The sequence below is a fragment of the Kitasatospora sp. NPDC004745 genome, assembly GCF_042873275.1.
GTDB lineage: Bacteria > Actinomycetota > Actinomycetes > Streptomycetales > Streptomycetaceae > Kitasatospora.
The window spans coordinates 193,444-207,224 of record NZ_JBIALK010000003.1 but is presented as its reverse complement, the minus strand read 5'-3'; the positions used below and the strand labels follow the sequence as shown (position 1 = coordinate 207,224).

The following is a 13,781-nucleotide window of genomic DNA, read 5'->3' as shown; positions in this document are numbered from 1 at the left end:
CGCAGCCCGAGCCGTGACTGTCCGCCGCGCGGGTTCCGGTCACCACCGGTCCGCGGCCGGCGACAGGCCTGCGGTGCGCGCGGCGGCGCCCGCCTGGACCGCGAAGAGGCGGTCCCGCGCGTCCTGGTCGAGCGTGTGGAAGTGGCCGTGCGCCTCGAGGGTGACGAAGCCGTGCACGGTGGCCCAGGCCAGCATCAGGGCTTCCGCCGCGTCCGGCACCAGCGGGCTGCCGAGCCGGCCGCGTTCGGCCGTGTCGGCGACGAGTTCGACCATGTGCTCCATCGCCCGCCGGCCGGCCACCACGGTCGGTCCGTCCGGTGGGGCCGCGTACCCGGGCACGGGGGCGCCGAAGATCAGGGCGAAGCGCTCCGGATTCCGCTGCGCCCAGGTGCGGTAGCCGGTGCAGGTGGCCACGAAGCGTCCGTCCAGGTCGTCCGGCGGCACGGTCTCGCGGGTCGCCGTCAACGCGTCCGACAGGCTGTCGTACGAGTCGGCGACCAGGGCGGTGAGCAGCTCGTCCCGGTCGGCGAAGTAGCGGTACAGCGCCGGCGGGGTCATCCCCATGCTGCGGGCGATGTCGGTGAAGCGGAGGTTCGCGGCGCCGCGCTCGACGATCAGGCCCAGGGCCGCGCGCTTGATCTCCTCCACGGTGTCGGCGCGCAGCCGCTCACGGCGGCTCCGCCCGCCGCCCTCGTCGGCCGACCCACCCGTCATCGCCACTCCATCCGCTCGCCGCGCCAGCCACCGCGTCAGTCACCGCGTCAGTCACCGCGTCAGTCACCGCGTTGACAATCCGTACCCGTCGAGGGAAACGTTACGCTTCGTAAGGCGCGTTATGAAGCGTAACGCTTTGCCGGGGGGCGGAGCCCCTGACGATGCACGGAGGACCACATGCCCCAGGGACTGCGCGAGGACCGGCGGAAAGCCGCCGGGGAGAGCGGGCCGCACAGGCCCGGCCCACTCGGCCGAATAGCCGGTTGGAGCTTCCGGAACCGGGGCCGCACGGTGCTGCTCTGGCTGCTCGCCGCCGGCGCGGCCTTCGGCCTCTCGGCCGGCCTCGGCGCCAAGTACAGCGCCGACTACACCGCGCCCGGCTCGGACTCCAAGCAGGCCCAGCAGCTGCTGGCGCGGGACTTCCCGGGTCTGGGCGGTGAATCGATCAGCCTGGTGCTGACCTCGGACGGCAGCGTGACCGACGCTGCCACCCGCGACCGGGTCAAGGACCTGCTCGCCCGGATGGCCGAGGTGCCGCACGTCAGCGGCATCGACGACCCGTACGGCCCGCGCGGCAAGGTGTCGGCCGACGGCCGCACAGCCCTCGGGCAGATCCACCTGGACGTCGCCGTCGCCCCCGACATGCCCAAGGCGGACACCCAGCGGCTGCTCGACCTGGCCCGCCCCGTCGACGGCGGCCTGCGCGTCCACCTCGGCGGCATGACGGTCCAGCAGACCGAGCAGGGCGCGATCGGCTCGGAGGGCATCGGCATCGCGGCCGCCGCCCTGATCCTGGTGATCACCTTCGGCTCGGTCGTGGCCGCCGGCCTGCCGCTGCTCACCGCACTCGGCGGGCTCGCGGTCAGCAGCGCCCTGCTGCCGGTCCTCGCCGCGATCATGCCGGTCCCGGACTGGTCGACCTCGCTCGCCGCGATGCTCGGCATCGGCGTCGGCATCGACTACGCGCTGCTGCTGGTCACCCGGTTCCGCGAGTGGCGCGCCGAGGGGCTCGAACCCGAGGCCGCCACGGTCGCCGCGCTGGACACCGCGGGCCGCGCGGTCGTGGTCGCCGGAATGACCGTGGTGGTCAGCATGCTCGGGCTGTTCGCGATGGGCCTGTCGTTCATGCGCGGCGCCGCGGTCGCGGCGATCCTCTCCGTGTTCGTCGTGATCGCCGCGTCCGCCACTCTCTTCCCTGCCCTGCTCGGCTACCTCGGCCGACACATCGAGCGCCTCCGGCTGCCCCTGCCCCGGCGCCGCGCCGCCCGGGGCGAGAGCCCGGTGGGCGCCGGCTGGCTGCGCTGGAGCAGGCTCGTCGAGCGTCACCGCGTCCTCGGTGCCGTCACCGGGGTCGTCGTCCTGCTGGCGCTCGCGGCGCCGTTCCTGGGCGTCCGCTTCGGCTTCCCCGACGCGGGCAACGACCCTGCCGGGCGCTCGAACCGGCTGGCGTACGACGCGGTGGCCGCCGGCTTCGGGCCGGGCAGCAACGGACCGCTGGTCCTGGTCGCCGAGTTGGCGCCGGGCACCCCCGCCGACGCGACGGCCTCGCTGCCCACCGCGCTGAAGGCGGTGCCCGGCGTCACGGCCGTGACCCCTCCGGTGCCCGGCTCCGACGGCCGCTCGCTGCTGCTCACCGTCGTCCCGGACAGCGGTCCGCAGTCCGGCGCCACCAAGACCCTGGTCCGCGAACTGCGCGATCACGTCATCCCGGGTGCGGTCGGCCCCGGCGTCCGGGTGCACGTCGGCGGGGCGACCGCCAGCGCGATCGACAGCACCGACAACATCGCCCGCCGCATCCCGCTGCTGGTCGGCGGCGTGGTCACGGTGTCGATGCTCCTGCTCCTGGTGGCCTTCCGCAGCCTCGCCGTCGCCCTCAAGGCCGCTGTGATGAACCTGCTCTCCGTCGGTGCCGCGTACGGCGTGGTCGCCCTCGTCCTCGAAGGCGGCACCGCCGGCCGGTTGATCGGCATCGACAGCCCCACCCCGCTGCCGGCCTTCGTGCCGGTGCTGACCTTCGCCGTCCTGTTCGGCCTCTCGATGGACTACGAGGTCTTCCTGGTCAGTCGGATGCGTGAGGCCTGGCTGCGCAGCCACGACAACGCGGAGTCCATCGTCAGCGGACTGGCGGGCACCGCGCGGGTGATCACCGCGGCGGCGGCCATCATGGTCGCCGTGTTCGCGGCCTTCGTCCCGTCGCCCGACCTGCCGATCAAGGTCATCGGCGTCGGCATGGGGTCGGCCATCCTGATCGACGCCACGCTGGTCCGACTGCTGCTGGTACCGGCCGTGATGCACCTGCTCGGCCGTGGCAACTGGTGGCTGCCCACCTGGCTGGACCGCCGCCTGCCCCACCTCCACGTCGAAGGACACACCGAGTTCTACCAGCCGAAGGCCACCCCCGAGGCACCCCGCACCCCGGCAGTCGTCGGGTAGTGGCACCAGCGGACCGCGGGCGCCCGACGACACCCGCGGTCCGCCGTCACGGAACCGGCGACCACCGCCGACGATCGTGCCGGAGCTCGACTCCGAGCTACTGCTCCTACCCGACTCGGCGACTCCGCAGGGAAGTTACCGACCCCTCCTTCGCGTTCCGCGCCCGGTGGGCGGCGATCGGAACGCTTCCGGCGGCGGCGCCTTCCGCTCGTCCGGGGCGTGGGCGAAGTGTGCCACCGCCTGCCGGAGTTCGGCGATCACGGGACCACCGTCAGCACGATCTTGCCTTGGATGTGGCCCTGCGCGGCTCGCCTGTGTGCGCTGCCCGCCTCGGGCAGCGGGTAGGTGCTGTCCACCCCGACCTGCAGCGTGCCCTCGTCGAACAAGCGCCCGATCTCGGCGAGTTGGGGGCCGTTGGAACGCACCTGAATGTTCGAGACCGTGATGCCCAGGCTCGCCGTCTCCTCCGGATCGTACTGGGCGAAGAACACCGGAAGCATGGTGCCGCCGCGCTTGAGCACAGTCAGCAGGCGTGAGCTGTCCGGGCCACCGACGGCGTCGATCACCAGGTCGACACCGCTGACCACGTCCGCAGCCCGTGTCCTGGTGTAGTCGATGAACTCGTCGGCGCCGAGCTTGCGCAGGAACCGCTCGTGCCGCCCGGACGCCACCGCGATGACGTGCGCCCCCTTCCATTTCGCCAGCTGCACCGCGAAGTGACCCACTCCACCGGCAGCACCGTTGACCAGCACGGTCATCCCCGGCGTGATCGGCACCGGCTGGTGCACCCGACCGGTGAAGACCGACGGCAGGTCGTGGCCGAGATCCACCAGGTACTGCCAGGCCGTGAGCACGGCCATCGGCGCCCCGGCCGCCTGCACGTGGTCGATGCCGGCCGGCTTGTGAGCGAGGTCCGAAGCCGGTGCGGCCACGTACTCGGCGTAGGTCCGGCCGTCGAATCCGGGGAACCGCAGCATGCCGAAGACCTCGTCACCGACGGCTAACCCCGACACGTCCGGAGCGACCGCCTGGACCACGCCCGACATGTCCGTTCCGGGGACCAGGGGGAAGTCCAGGGCCGGCCTCATCTCGGCCGGCATGACCTTCATCCCCTCACGCAGGTACCAGTCCGGCGGGTTGACGCCCGCCGCGTGCACCCGGACGAGCACTTCGCCCGGGCCGATCCCGGGAACCGGCACCTCGTCGTACTGCAGAACCTCGGGCCCGCCCGCTTCATGGAACTGGATCGCCTTCATCGCGTCTGTCGCTCTCTCGGGGAAACGTTGCTCCTCGAGTCAAGGCCCACCGCGGCATCGCCGTCCAAGACCGATCCGGCAACCTGCTCATTCCGAAACGGCATGACGCGTACGCTGCAAGGGTGAACGATCTCGGACGGGACCTGGAACTGCGGTTGGTGCGCTACTTCACCGTGGTCGCGGCGCACCAGCACTTCGGCCGGGCCGCCGCCGACCTGCACGTGGCCCAGCCCGCGCTGAGCCGCCAGATCCAACGGCTCGAGAAGCATCTCGGCACACGACTGCTGGACCGCGTACCCCAGGGCACCCGGCTCACTCCGGCGGGCCAGAGGTTCCTCCCTCGGGCCCGAGCCCTGCTGCAGGCCGCCCGCCAGGCCGAACTGGCCGTGCGCGGACAAGCCGAGACCGAACGAATCACCATCGGCTACGTCGAGGACCTGGTGATCACTGCCGCCGTGGAGGAACTGCGCCGCCGTCACCCGGACGCCGAGATCACCACCCGGTACCTGAGCTGCCGCGACGTCGGGGCGCTGTCCGACAAGCACGTCGACGCCCTGATCGCGCGGGCCCCGCTGCCGCTCGCCGCCGACGTCCTCACCACCCCTCTGTACGAGGAGCCCCGGGTGCTCGTGGTCCCACGCGGCCATCCCTTGGCCGACCGCCCGTCGGTGACCTCGGAAGAACTGGCCGGCGAGGAGGCGGCGCCATGCCCGTTCGAGACCGCGGACTGGGCTTCCTACCGGATCCTCGGGGCCGACGTGCCGCCGATCGAGAGCTACGAGGACAAGCTCGAACTCGTCGCGAGTGGCAGGGCGATCGCCGTGCTACCGGTCGGCGACCGGCGTAGCTCACTACGCCCCGACCTCGTCACCGTCCCGATCGAGGGCGCTCCTTCCAGCCGGGTCGTCCTGGTCAGCCGCAAGGGCGACCCGAATCCGATGATCAGGAATCTCCGCCTGGTGGCCAGGGCCGTCCTGCCAGCCTGACCGGGCTCGCCCTCTCCTGCGGCAAGGCGACGTGTGAGGGCCGGGGAGGTGCGCACCGGCCCGGCGGGATGTCTCCGAGTCTGCGCTGGCACTCGGTGAGCTGCCGCCGACCCGGACGTCGTGGGTTCGCAGGACGCCAGGTCCCCGCCGCGCCCATGTGTGACGGGGACCCGGCAAGCGGCAACGCTGGGCGGTCAGTGGTCGAACGCCATGGCGACCGCGTCTCCGAGCTGATTCAGGACGTCCCGTGAGAGCTGTACCGACCCGGTGAACGAGAGGAAGGCGTGGGTGGCACCCTTGACCGGGAGGTGCTTGACCGGCACGTCGGCGTCGGCGAGCTTCTGCGCGTACCGGTCACCCTGGTCCCGCAGCGGATCGTGTTCGGCGGTGACGATGACGGCGGGCGGAAGCCCGGCCAGCTCGTCGGAGCGCGCCGGCGAGACGCGCAGGTCGGCGCCTTCGTCGGGCGTGTTGAGGTAGAGACCCCAGAACCACTCGAGCCAGCTGCGGCTCAGCAGCGGGCCGGCCATGTTCTCGTACATGGAGGGGCTGTCGTCGAACCGGTCGACCGCCGGGTACGCCAGGACCTGCAGGGCGATCCGAGGACCGCCGCGCCGCCGCGCTTCCTGCACGAGGGCCGCGGCGAGGTTGCCGCCGGCGCTCTCGCCGAACACCGCGATCCTCTGCCCGTCGCCGCCGAAACCTCCGGCGTTGGCCGCGACCCACGTCAGGGCGGCGTAGGCGTCGTCGATCCCCGCCGGGAAGCGGTATTCGGGCGCCAGCCGGTAGTCGACGGAGACCACGATCGTGCCGGAGCGGTTGGCCGTGATGCGGGCGATGTGGTCCTGGCTGTCCAGGTCTCCGAGGACCCATCCGCCGCCGTGGAGGAAGACCGTCACGGGCAGCGGCCCGGAGCGCGTGGGGGCGGCGGGGGCGTAGATGCGGATGGGGACCACGAGGCCTTCGGCGGCGGCCACTGCGTCGTGCACGCTGCCGACCGGTTCGACGTCGCCCGCGAGGGTGGAGAAGCCGCTCACGAGGTCGCGGTTCTCCAGGACCGTCCGACTCTCCGGTGCCGGTGCGCCTCCTGCGGCCAACTTCTCGAGCAGGGCGTCGATCTGGGGGTCGAGGGACATGTGGGACCTCTCTGGAGCTGCCGGAACGCACGGGTTGGAATGACTGCTCCAAGTTCTACAAGTCGCAGGATTGGAATGGCAATTCCAATCCTGGTACGGTGCGCGCATGAACCCGCCAGTGGACGCCAGAGGGCCGGAGGGGCGCCGACTCACCAAGCCGGGCCGGAGAACGCGTGACCGCATCATCGAGGCCGCCGCGGAACTGATGTTCCACCGCGGCGTCGGGGGTACGAGCATCCCGGACGTCCAGTCCGCCGCCGGGGTCAGCGCGTCGCAGATCTACCACTACTTCGGCGACAAACAGGGCTTGGTCCTTGCCGTCGTTGACTTTCAGACGGGCACCAAGCTCGACCAGCAGCGCCCCCTGCTGGACAACCTGGACAGCATCGACGCGCTGCGGGCCTGGTGCGACGGGGCGGCAGACCGGCAGGACGCCACGGGATGGGTGGGCGGCTGCGAGATCGGCTCCCTCGCCAGCGAACTCGCCGAGATCGACCCCTTGGCCCGCACCGACCTTGCCGCATCCTTCGAACGATGGGAAACACCCATCAGGTCGGGACTCGCCCGCATGCAGGCTCGCGGCGAGCTGAGCGAGCGCGCCGACGTCACCGCACTGGCCACCGCCCTGCTGGCCGCCGTACAAGGGGGCATGCTGCTGTCCCAGGTCCGCCGGTCGAGCACCGCGTACCGGCATGCCGTATCGGCGGTGATCGACCACATCGAGAGCTACGTCCCTCGGTAAGCGAGTCACCGGAGGGACTCACCGGGTCGCAGGTCGACGCGGCTGCCGGCCGTAACGGCGCGCCGGGCGAGGGCACCTGTTCCCGGGCACGGTCGACGGACGCACCCTCGCGGAGGAAAGGCCGCTGCCCGTGAGGCTCCCGGGCGATGCGCCCGCGGACGAGGCGTCGGGCGCGGGTCGTCGAGGTGGATCCTCGTAGCGCACAGCAGGGCACGGTCGAGCGAGGCGAGGCCGACCGCGGTGACGACCCCCTGGCGCCTGGAACGGTTCGCCTGGGCCGACCGTCCGCTTGCTCGGGCCACCAGCAGACCATGAGTGACGGCCGCCGGACCCCCGAACGCCCTGTCACCACCTCATCAAGCGTGTCGAGCGGCTACGGGCTCGCTTCGCAGGACCCCGCCGCACCCGCCCCGAACCTGACGGGCGCCGCGTCGAGATCGGACCTTGACTACCTTGAATGCCGGGCTTGATGAGTGGCAATCAGCTCGCGGTACCAGGCGTACGAGGCCCTGGGGGTGCGCTGCTGCGTCGCGAAGTCGACGTGGACGAGGCCGAAGCGCTGGTGGTAGCCCTCGGCCCATTCGAAGTTGTCGAGGAGGGACCAGGTGTAGTAGCCGCGGACGTCGACGCCCTCGGCGACGGCCTGGGCGAGGGCGTCGAGGTGGGTGGCCAGGTAGTCGATGCGGGGTTGGTCGGGGGTGGTGGGCTCGGCGACGGAGCAGCCGTTCTCGGTGACGGTGATGGGCGGGAGTGCGGTGCCGTAGGTGTCGCGGAGGCCGAGGAGGAGTCGGCGGAGGCCGTCGGGGACGACGGGCCAGCCGAAGGCGGTGTGGGGGACGTCGGGGATGTCGACGAGGTCGAAGGGCAGGCCCGGGTCGGTGGGGGCGGCGATGCGGGTGGGGTTGTAGTAGTTGAGGCCGAGGCCGTCGAGGCCGGGGGAGTGGATGAGGTCGAGGTCGCCGGGCCGGACGGTTCCGAAGATGTCGTCGGGGACGCCGAGGGCGGAGAGGTCGGGGTAGCGGCCGAGGAGGACGGGGTCGGTGAACAGGCGGTTGTGGAGCGCGTCGTAGGCCGCCGCGGCGGTCGCGTCCGCAGGCGAGGGGGTGGCCGGCTCGACGGGGGTGAGGTTGTTGGAGAGCATCACCTCCAGGCCGCGTTCGTGGAGCAGTGAGGCGGCCAGGCCGTGGGCGAGGAGTTGGTGGTGGGCCGCCGGGAGGGCCTCGAACATCAGCGCGCGGCCGGGGGCGTGGGTGCCCATCGCGTAGCCGAACACGGTGTGCACGAAGGGCTCGTTGAGCGTGATCCAGGCGGGGACGCGGTCGCCGAGCCGGTCGGCCGTGACGGTGGCGTACTCGGCGAAGCGGTACGCGGTGTCACGGTCGAGCCAGCCGCCGCGGTCCTCCAGGGCCTGGGGGAGGTCCCAGTGGAAGAGGGTGGGCAGCGGGGTGATGCCCGCTTCCAGCAGGGCGTCCACCAGCCGGTCGTAGAAGGCGAGTCCGGCGGGGTTGACGGCGCCGGCGCCGGTGGGCTGCACCCGGGGCCAGGCGATGGAGAAGCGGTAGCCGTCCAGTCCGAGGCCCTTCATCAGGGCGATGTCCTCGGGGTAGCGGTGGTAGTGGTCGCAGGCGACCGCCCCGGTGTGCCCGTCGCGGATGGCACCGGGCCGGACGGTGAAGGTGTCCCAGACGGACGGTCCGCGCCCGTCCTCCTCCACCGCTCCCTCGATCTGGTAGGCGGCGGTGGCGGCACCCCAGCGGAAGCCCGCCGGCAGGTCGAAACGATCGGGCATGACAGCCTCCCACAAGAATATGAGGAGCCCTCATGTTATCGATGCCTTACCGGAACGCCAGAGGACCGTCGACCACGTGCCGGAGACCCCGCAGCCGGGCCCACTGCGCCACCCGGGCCTTGACGTTGCGATCCTCGGCCGCCCCGGAGGGCGACCGCCACTGAGTCTGCGGAGCCCGAAGCCCGGCAGGGGAACAGCCCGTGGGGGTGCCGAAGGCTTTCGGCCAGCCGGTGAATGGGAGGCGGACGTGGCCATTGACGACGGGCCCGGCCACCCGGATCCTCTCCCCTACGGCCCGGCCACCGGCCCCGGCCGCACCGACGATCCGGGGGTGGTCACCGATGACGAACCAGTTGGCGGACGAGCGGATGCCGACATCGCTCAAGTGGGTGGTCGCGGGGGTCTGGCTGCACGCCGTCCTCAACGGTGCCGGTGGGATCTTCCTCTTCGTACTGATTCACGGCCAGCACGGCAACGGCCTCGTCCTGGTGACGTTCGTCGGGTTCCTCTCGATCGCGATCGGCGTCCTGCTCGGCATCTGCGCGGCCCTGGCGCCGGGTGGGGCCCGGTGGACCCGGAAGACCGTGCTGGTGATCGAGTGGCTCATGATCATCACCGGCGTGATCCAGCTCCTCGCCGGCGCGACCATCGCGCTGGTCGGCATAGCGATCGCGGGCATCATCGTCCTGGCGTACAGCTCCGCCGAGGGCAAGGAGTGGTTCACGGTCTGAAGTGGCCGACCGTCATCACCGGGCTTCCGATCCAAGAGCACGACGAGTGCTCATGGTGCCGGCGGACGGCCGGGACGCCGGAGGGGTCGGCCGGGCGGGTGCCGCCGGGGCTGCGGACGGGTCAGCCGACGACGACGGCCATCTTTCCCAGGGCCAGGCCGGCCTCCATCACCCGGTGGGCCTCGACGATCTCGTCGAAGCGGAAGATCCGGGTGGGGCGGGCCCGCAGGGTGCCGGCCTCCACCTGGGCGTAGATCTCGTCCAGTGGCACCTCCGAGAGGGGGAAGGCGGGGGTGCCCAGGACGAAGGCACTGCCGAAGAAGCTGAGCCGGACACCGCTGGGCAGGTCGGCGATGGGGTTGAAGTCCGCTACCGGGGCGAGTCCGCCGAGGAAGCCGACCTGGCAGACCCGCCCGCGCGGCCCGACCGCGCGGAGCGAGTCGCGAAGGGCGGTGTTCCCGACGACGTCGAGCAGTGCGTCGACGGTGAGGCCGCGGCGCTCGACCTCCGCGGCCAGCTGCCCGTCGTCGATGAGCACGTCGGCGGCCCCGAGGTCCCTGAGCAGGGCCGTGTGCGCCGGGTTGCGGGTGGTGGCGAGCACCGTCGCGCCGTGGTGGACGGCGAGGTTGACGGCGGCCTGTCCGAGGGAGGAGGTCGCGCCCCGGACGAGCAGGGTCTCCCCGGCCCGGAGGGCCAGGTTGCCGTGCAGTGCGCTGTGGGCCGTGGCGTACACCTCCGGCACGGCGGCCAGGTCGGCCCAGGGCAGTGGCGAGTTCACCGCCACCACGTTGGTCGCGGGGACGGTGACCAGTTCGGCGTAGCTGCCGTTCCTGGTCCGGCCCATGCCGCCGAGGATCGCCACCACTTTGGCCCCGACGGGCAGTCGGCCCGACGGGTCGGCCTCGACGAGGCCGGCGCACTCGATCCCGGGGACGGCGGCCACCGGCCCCCAGGCGCCGCTCCGCATGTACGCCTCGGCGTGGTTGAGGCCGAAGGCCTTGACCCGGATGAGGATCTCGCCGGCGGCGGCCACCGGGTCGGGCAGTTCCGTGATCGTGAGGACCTCGGGGCCGCCGTGGGTGGAGATGACAATGGCCTTCATGTCCGAACCTCGTTCTTGAGTAGTCATTCAACTATGGGGCCGACGAAAGGGCCACCGCGTACGGTGGCCCGGGGTGCCGCGCCGTCAGGAGAGCGTGGCGAAGGCGTTGTCGACGATCGCCCGCAGGACCGTCTCGTCGGGATCGGCCTTGCCGACGACCATGAGCCCCTGGCACGTCGCGACCAGTAGCTTGGCGCTGCCTGCCGGGTCGAGCGAAGCCCGTACCTCGCCCCGGCGGACGGCGTTCTCCAGGGCGTGGGTCATGCACCGCTCCAGGCGTGCCAGGTGGCCGCGCACGACGGCCGCCGCGGCGTCGTCCTCCGCGGCGTTCTCGATGGCCGTGTTCACCAGGAGGCAGCCCTGGCGCCCCTCGGGGCTGAGCAGGTCGCGCACCAGCCCGTCGAAGTAGCCGCGGACCTCCGCCACCGACGCGCCCGGCGCGTCCAGCTCGCCGAGTTTCTGCGGCACGACCAGCGTGGAGTAGCGCTCCAGCGACTTCACGAAGAGCGCGTGCTTTCCGCCGGGGAACGCGCTGTAGATGCTGCCGGGCTTGACGCCCGAGGCCTTGACCAGGTCCTCGATGGAGGTGGCCCGGTACCCGCGCTCCCAGAACCGGAGCATCGCCTGGTTCAGCAGGGCGTCGGGGTCGAACTCGCGCGGTCGGGGCATGGGGGAAACATACCTGAGCGACCATTCAAGAACAAGGGTCGGCCGGGCGCGGAACACGCCTCCGGCCCGGAACACGCCTCCGGCCCGGAACACGCCTCCGGCCCTGAAGACGCCGCGGGCCCTGAAGACGCCGCGGGCCCGGGCCGCCCGATGGCGGCCGGGGCCCGCAGTGTCATGTCAGGTGCCGGGTGGATCAGCCCTCGCGGGTCTCGCCCCAGGGCTCCGAGGAGTGCGGGTCGCAGTCGATCCGGAGCTCCAGGCAGTTCACCTGCTCCACGTTCTGCGCGTGGTCGACCGAGCGGTACTCGACCGTGTGCGTGCCGTCGCCGCTCACGGTGAACGGCCCGGTGTAGCGCGTCCACTCCCCGCCGTCGATCCGGTAGTCGGTCATCGCGACGCCGCTGATGTCGTCGGTGGCGTCGAGGGTGACCGTGACGTCCGAGTGGTAGACGCCGTGCCGGTCGGGGTGCGGGTGGGTGCGCGCCGTGGTGACCGGCGGGAGGGTGTCGAGGGGCAGCTCCATGGCGGCGTCCTCGACGGTCATCTCGTTCTCCTCGGTGGGCGCCGGGGCGCCGCCCGTACCGGAGTGGGCGATCGAGCCGCCGCGCAGCTGGATGCTGCCCCAGTCGTCGTGCCCAGGCAGCAGGGTCTGCACCTTGTCGTTGTTGGTGTCGAACGCGACCGGGCTCTGGTTGATCATGCCGTCGCAGTCCCAGTCGACCTGCCCCGCACTGGCCTGGACGGTGACGAACCGGGAGCCCTGCAGGGTGTTCGGGCACCAGTGCATGACGTCGTAGCCGGCTGCGCTGGAGGGGAACTGGCGCTCGTTCAGCGAGGGCTCGTTGAGCGAGCCCACCTGCCGGGAGTAGTCCATGACCCTGGAGGTGGTGCCGACGGAGAGGCCGCCGAGCTGGTAGGAGTAGTTCATCACGCTGAAGTACTGCGGCTGGTGGTTGGGGGTGTCGGCGTTCCCCGCGTGCTTCAGGCCGAGGTTGTGCCCGAGCTCGTGCATGAACGTGCCGGCCTGCTGGTTGAGGTCGCCGACCTTGTTGGTGAAGCTGCCCAGGCTGACGATGAAGTCGCTGCTCGGGGCACCGGCGGCGATGCCACTGTAGGTCACGCCGGGCTGCAGGTCGTGCGCCGAGACGGCGTAGTGGAAGATCGAGCTCCGGCCGGTGCTGATGAAGCCGCCCTTGGCCGTCTTGAGCTTGTTGAAGTCGTCCCACAGGTAGCGCCCGCTGGCGTCCACCGTCCCGAGGTTGGCGGCCTCGGTCTGCTTCTTCGCCTTGCTGAGCGTGCCCCAGGTGGTGTTCTTGGCGAAGTCGAGGATGCTGTCCGGCCCCTCGTCGACGTGCAGGTTGATCCCCGTGGTCGGGCTGTGCCGGTTGTACGGCGAGTTCTTGAAGGAGTCGACCACCTTCCTGATCGCGTCACTGGTGAGCGCGTGGCTGTGGGTGTCGTCGGCCATCCAGTCCACCTGGACGAAGATGTCCGGCTTGTTGACGTCGGCGCCCATCGCCTTGAGGTCGATGAACTGCTCGGGGCTGCCGTCGCTGGGCTTGATGGTGACGCCGTTGCGCTTCCAGTCGTCCGGGATCCCGTCGCAGGTGGTGGAGTTGCAGTCGACGGTGAAGGTGACGGGGGTGAAGGGGTCGGTGCCCCCGGCGCGGTTCACCACGTAGCCGGTGGGCGCCGTCTGGGTGAAGGTGTTCGGCTGGTCGAGCGGGGCCGGGACGTTCCAGCCGAGCGTGATCACGGTGCCCTGGGCCTCGCCGGTCACCTGGTAGGTGACGGTTCCCGACGCTCCGGTGGAGCCGTTGCACACCCCGACGTTGAAGTCGCCGGTGCCGCCGAGGGCGTTGAGCCGTGCCGGCGGGTTCGAGTTGGCGCAGCCGGTGGTGACCTGGAGGTTGACGAGGGTCAGGTCGCGGTCGCTGCTGTTGACGAGGTTCACCCCGAGCAGGCCGCCCGCCCGGCGTGCGGCCGCGGCGGGGGCGATGGTCGCCACGAGGGTGAGCAGGACGAGGGCGAGCACGAGGAGGGGGGCGGGGCCGCGGTGCCGGAGGAGCCGCGGGAGCGCGGCGGCACCGAGTGGGTGAGCTGTCGTCATGCGGTCACCGTAGGTGTTCGTCCGTCGCGGACCTGTCATGCCCCGTCGAACAGTCACCCCGACGGACGCGCCGGTCACGCGGCCGATCGAGGTGCACCCGTCCGGGCCGCCGC

11 protein-coding genes are annotated in these 13,781 nt (G+C 71.5%); 4 read left to right on the top strand and 7 right to left on the bottom strand.

Translation table 11 applies throughout. The features are described from left to right. Nucleotides 1-39: 39 nt before the first annotated feature. Entirely contained in the window at nt 40-714 is a 675-nt protein-coding gene (locus tag ACFYUY_RS07875) for a TetR/AcrR family transcriptional regulator (RefSeq protein ID WP_360223123.1), read from the bottom strand. Between the two features lie 177 nt (nt 715-891). Here ACFYUY_RS07875 and ACFYUY_RS07870 point away from each other — a divergent pair, with 177 nt between their 5' ends. Beyond that, nucleotides 892-3,147 carry an MMPL family transporter gene (locus ACFYUY_RS07870; RefSeq protein WP_387899039.1) on the top strand — a complete coding sequence of 752 codons (2,256 nt, stop codon included), beginning with the start codon at nt 892-894 and terminating at the stop codon, nt 3,145-3,147. A 257-nt stretch (nt 3,148-3,404) separates the two neighbouring features. Here ACFYUY_RS07870 and ACFYUY_RS07865 read toward each other — a convergent pair whose 3' ends face one another. Continuing rightward, a complete protein-coding gene (locus ACFYUY_RS07865) occupies nt 3,405-4,403 on the bottom strand; it encodes an NADP-dependent oxidoreductase (protein ID WP_387899038.1) in 999 nt (332 codons plus the stop codon). A 122-nt stretch (nt 4,404-4,525) separates the two neighbouring features. On the opposite strand from ACFYUY_RS07865, the gene ACFYUY_RS07860 reads away from it, so the two are divergent. Continuing rightward, nucleotides 4,526-5,389, top strand: a complete 864-nt coding sequence (locus tag ACFYUY_RS07860) for a LysR family transcriptional regulator (protein ID WP_387899036.1) — start codon at nt 4,526-4,528, stop codon at nt 5,387-5,389. A gap of 194 nt (nt 5,390-5,583) precedes the next feature. Here ACFYUY_RS07860 and ACFYUY_RS07855 read toward each other — a convergent pair whose 3' ends face one another. After that, a complete protein-coding gene (locus ACFYUY_RS07855) occupies nt 5,584-6,525 on the bottom strand; it encodes an alpha/beta hydrolase (RefSeq protein ID WP_387899034.1) in 942 nt (313 codons plus the stop codon). Between the two features lie 106 nt (nt 6,526-6,631). Between ACFYUY_RS07855 and ACFYUY_RS07850 the strand changes: the two genes are divergently transcribed. After that, the gene (locus ACFYUY_RS07850; protein ID WP_387899031.1) at nt 6,632-7,267 is read left to right on the top strand and encodes a TetR/AcrR family transcriptional regulator; all 636 of its coding nucleotides are present in this window, start codon (nt 6,632-6,634) and stop codon (nt 7,265-7,267) included. Nucleotides 7,268-7,715: 448 nt separating this feature from the next. Here ACFYUY_RS07850 and ACFYUY_RS07845 read toward each other — a convergent pair whose 3' ends face one another. Beyond that, nucleotides 7,716-9,056 carry a GH1 family beta-glucosidase gene (locus ACFYUY_RS07845; protein ID WP_387899028.1) on the bottom strand — a complete coding sequence of 447 codons (1,341 nt, stop codon included), beginning with the start codon at nt 9,054-9,056 and terminating at the stop codon, nt 7,716-7,718. 341 nt (nt 9,057-9,397) lie between these two features. Between ACFYUY_RS07845 and ACFYUY_RS07840 the strand changes: the two genes are divergently transcribed. Further along, the gene (locus ACFYUY_RS07840) at nt 9,398-9,787 is read left to right on the top strand and encodes a hypothetical protein (protein WP_387899025.1); all 390 of its coding nucleotides are present in this window, start codon (nt 9,398-9,400) and stop codon (nt 9,785-9,787) included. Between the two features lie 121 nt (nt 9,788-9,908). Here the strand turns inward: ACFYUY_RS07840 and ACFYUY_RS07835 are convergent, their stop codons facing one another. The 3 genes from ACFYUY_RS07835 to ACFYUY_RS07825 form a co-directional block, all read right to left on the bottom strand. Next, nucleotides 9,909-10,889, bottom strand: a complete 981-nt coding sequence (locus ACFYUY_RS07835) for a zinc-binding dehydrogenase (protein ID WP_387899023.1) — start codon at nt 10,887-10,889, stop codon at nt 9,909-9,911. Between the two features lie 84 nt (nt 10,890-10,973). Next, nucleotides 10,974-11,558 carry a TetR/AcrR family transcriptional regulator gene (locus ACFYUY_RS07830; RefSeq protein ID WP_387899020.1) on the bottom strand — a complete coding sequence of 195 codons (585 nt, stop codon included), beginning with the start codon at nt 11,556-11,558 and terminating at the stop codon, nt 10,974-10,976. 193 nt (nt 11,559-11,751) lie between these two features. Continuing rightward, nucleotides 11,752-13,668 carry an OmpL47-type beta-barrel domain-containing protein gene (locus tag ACFYUY_RS07825; protein ID WP_387899018.1) on the bottom strand — a complete coding sequence of 639 codons (1,917 nt, stop codon included), beginning with the start codon at nt 13,666-13,668 and terminating at the stop codon, nt 11,752-11,754. Nucleotides 13,669-13,781 lie beyond the last annotated feature (113 nt).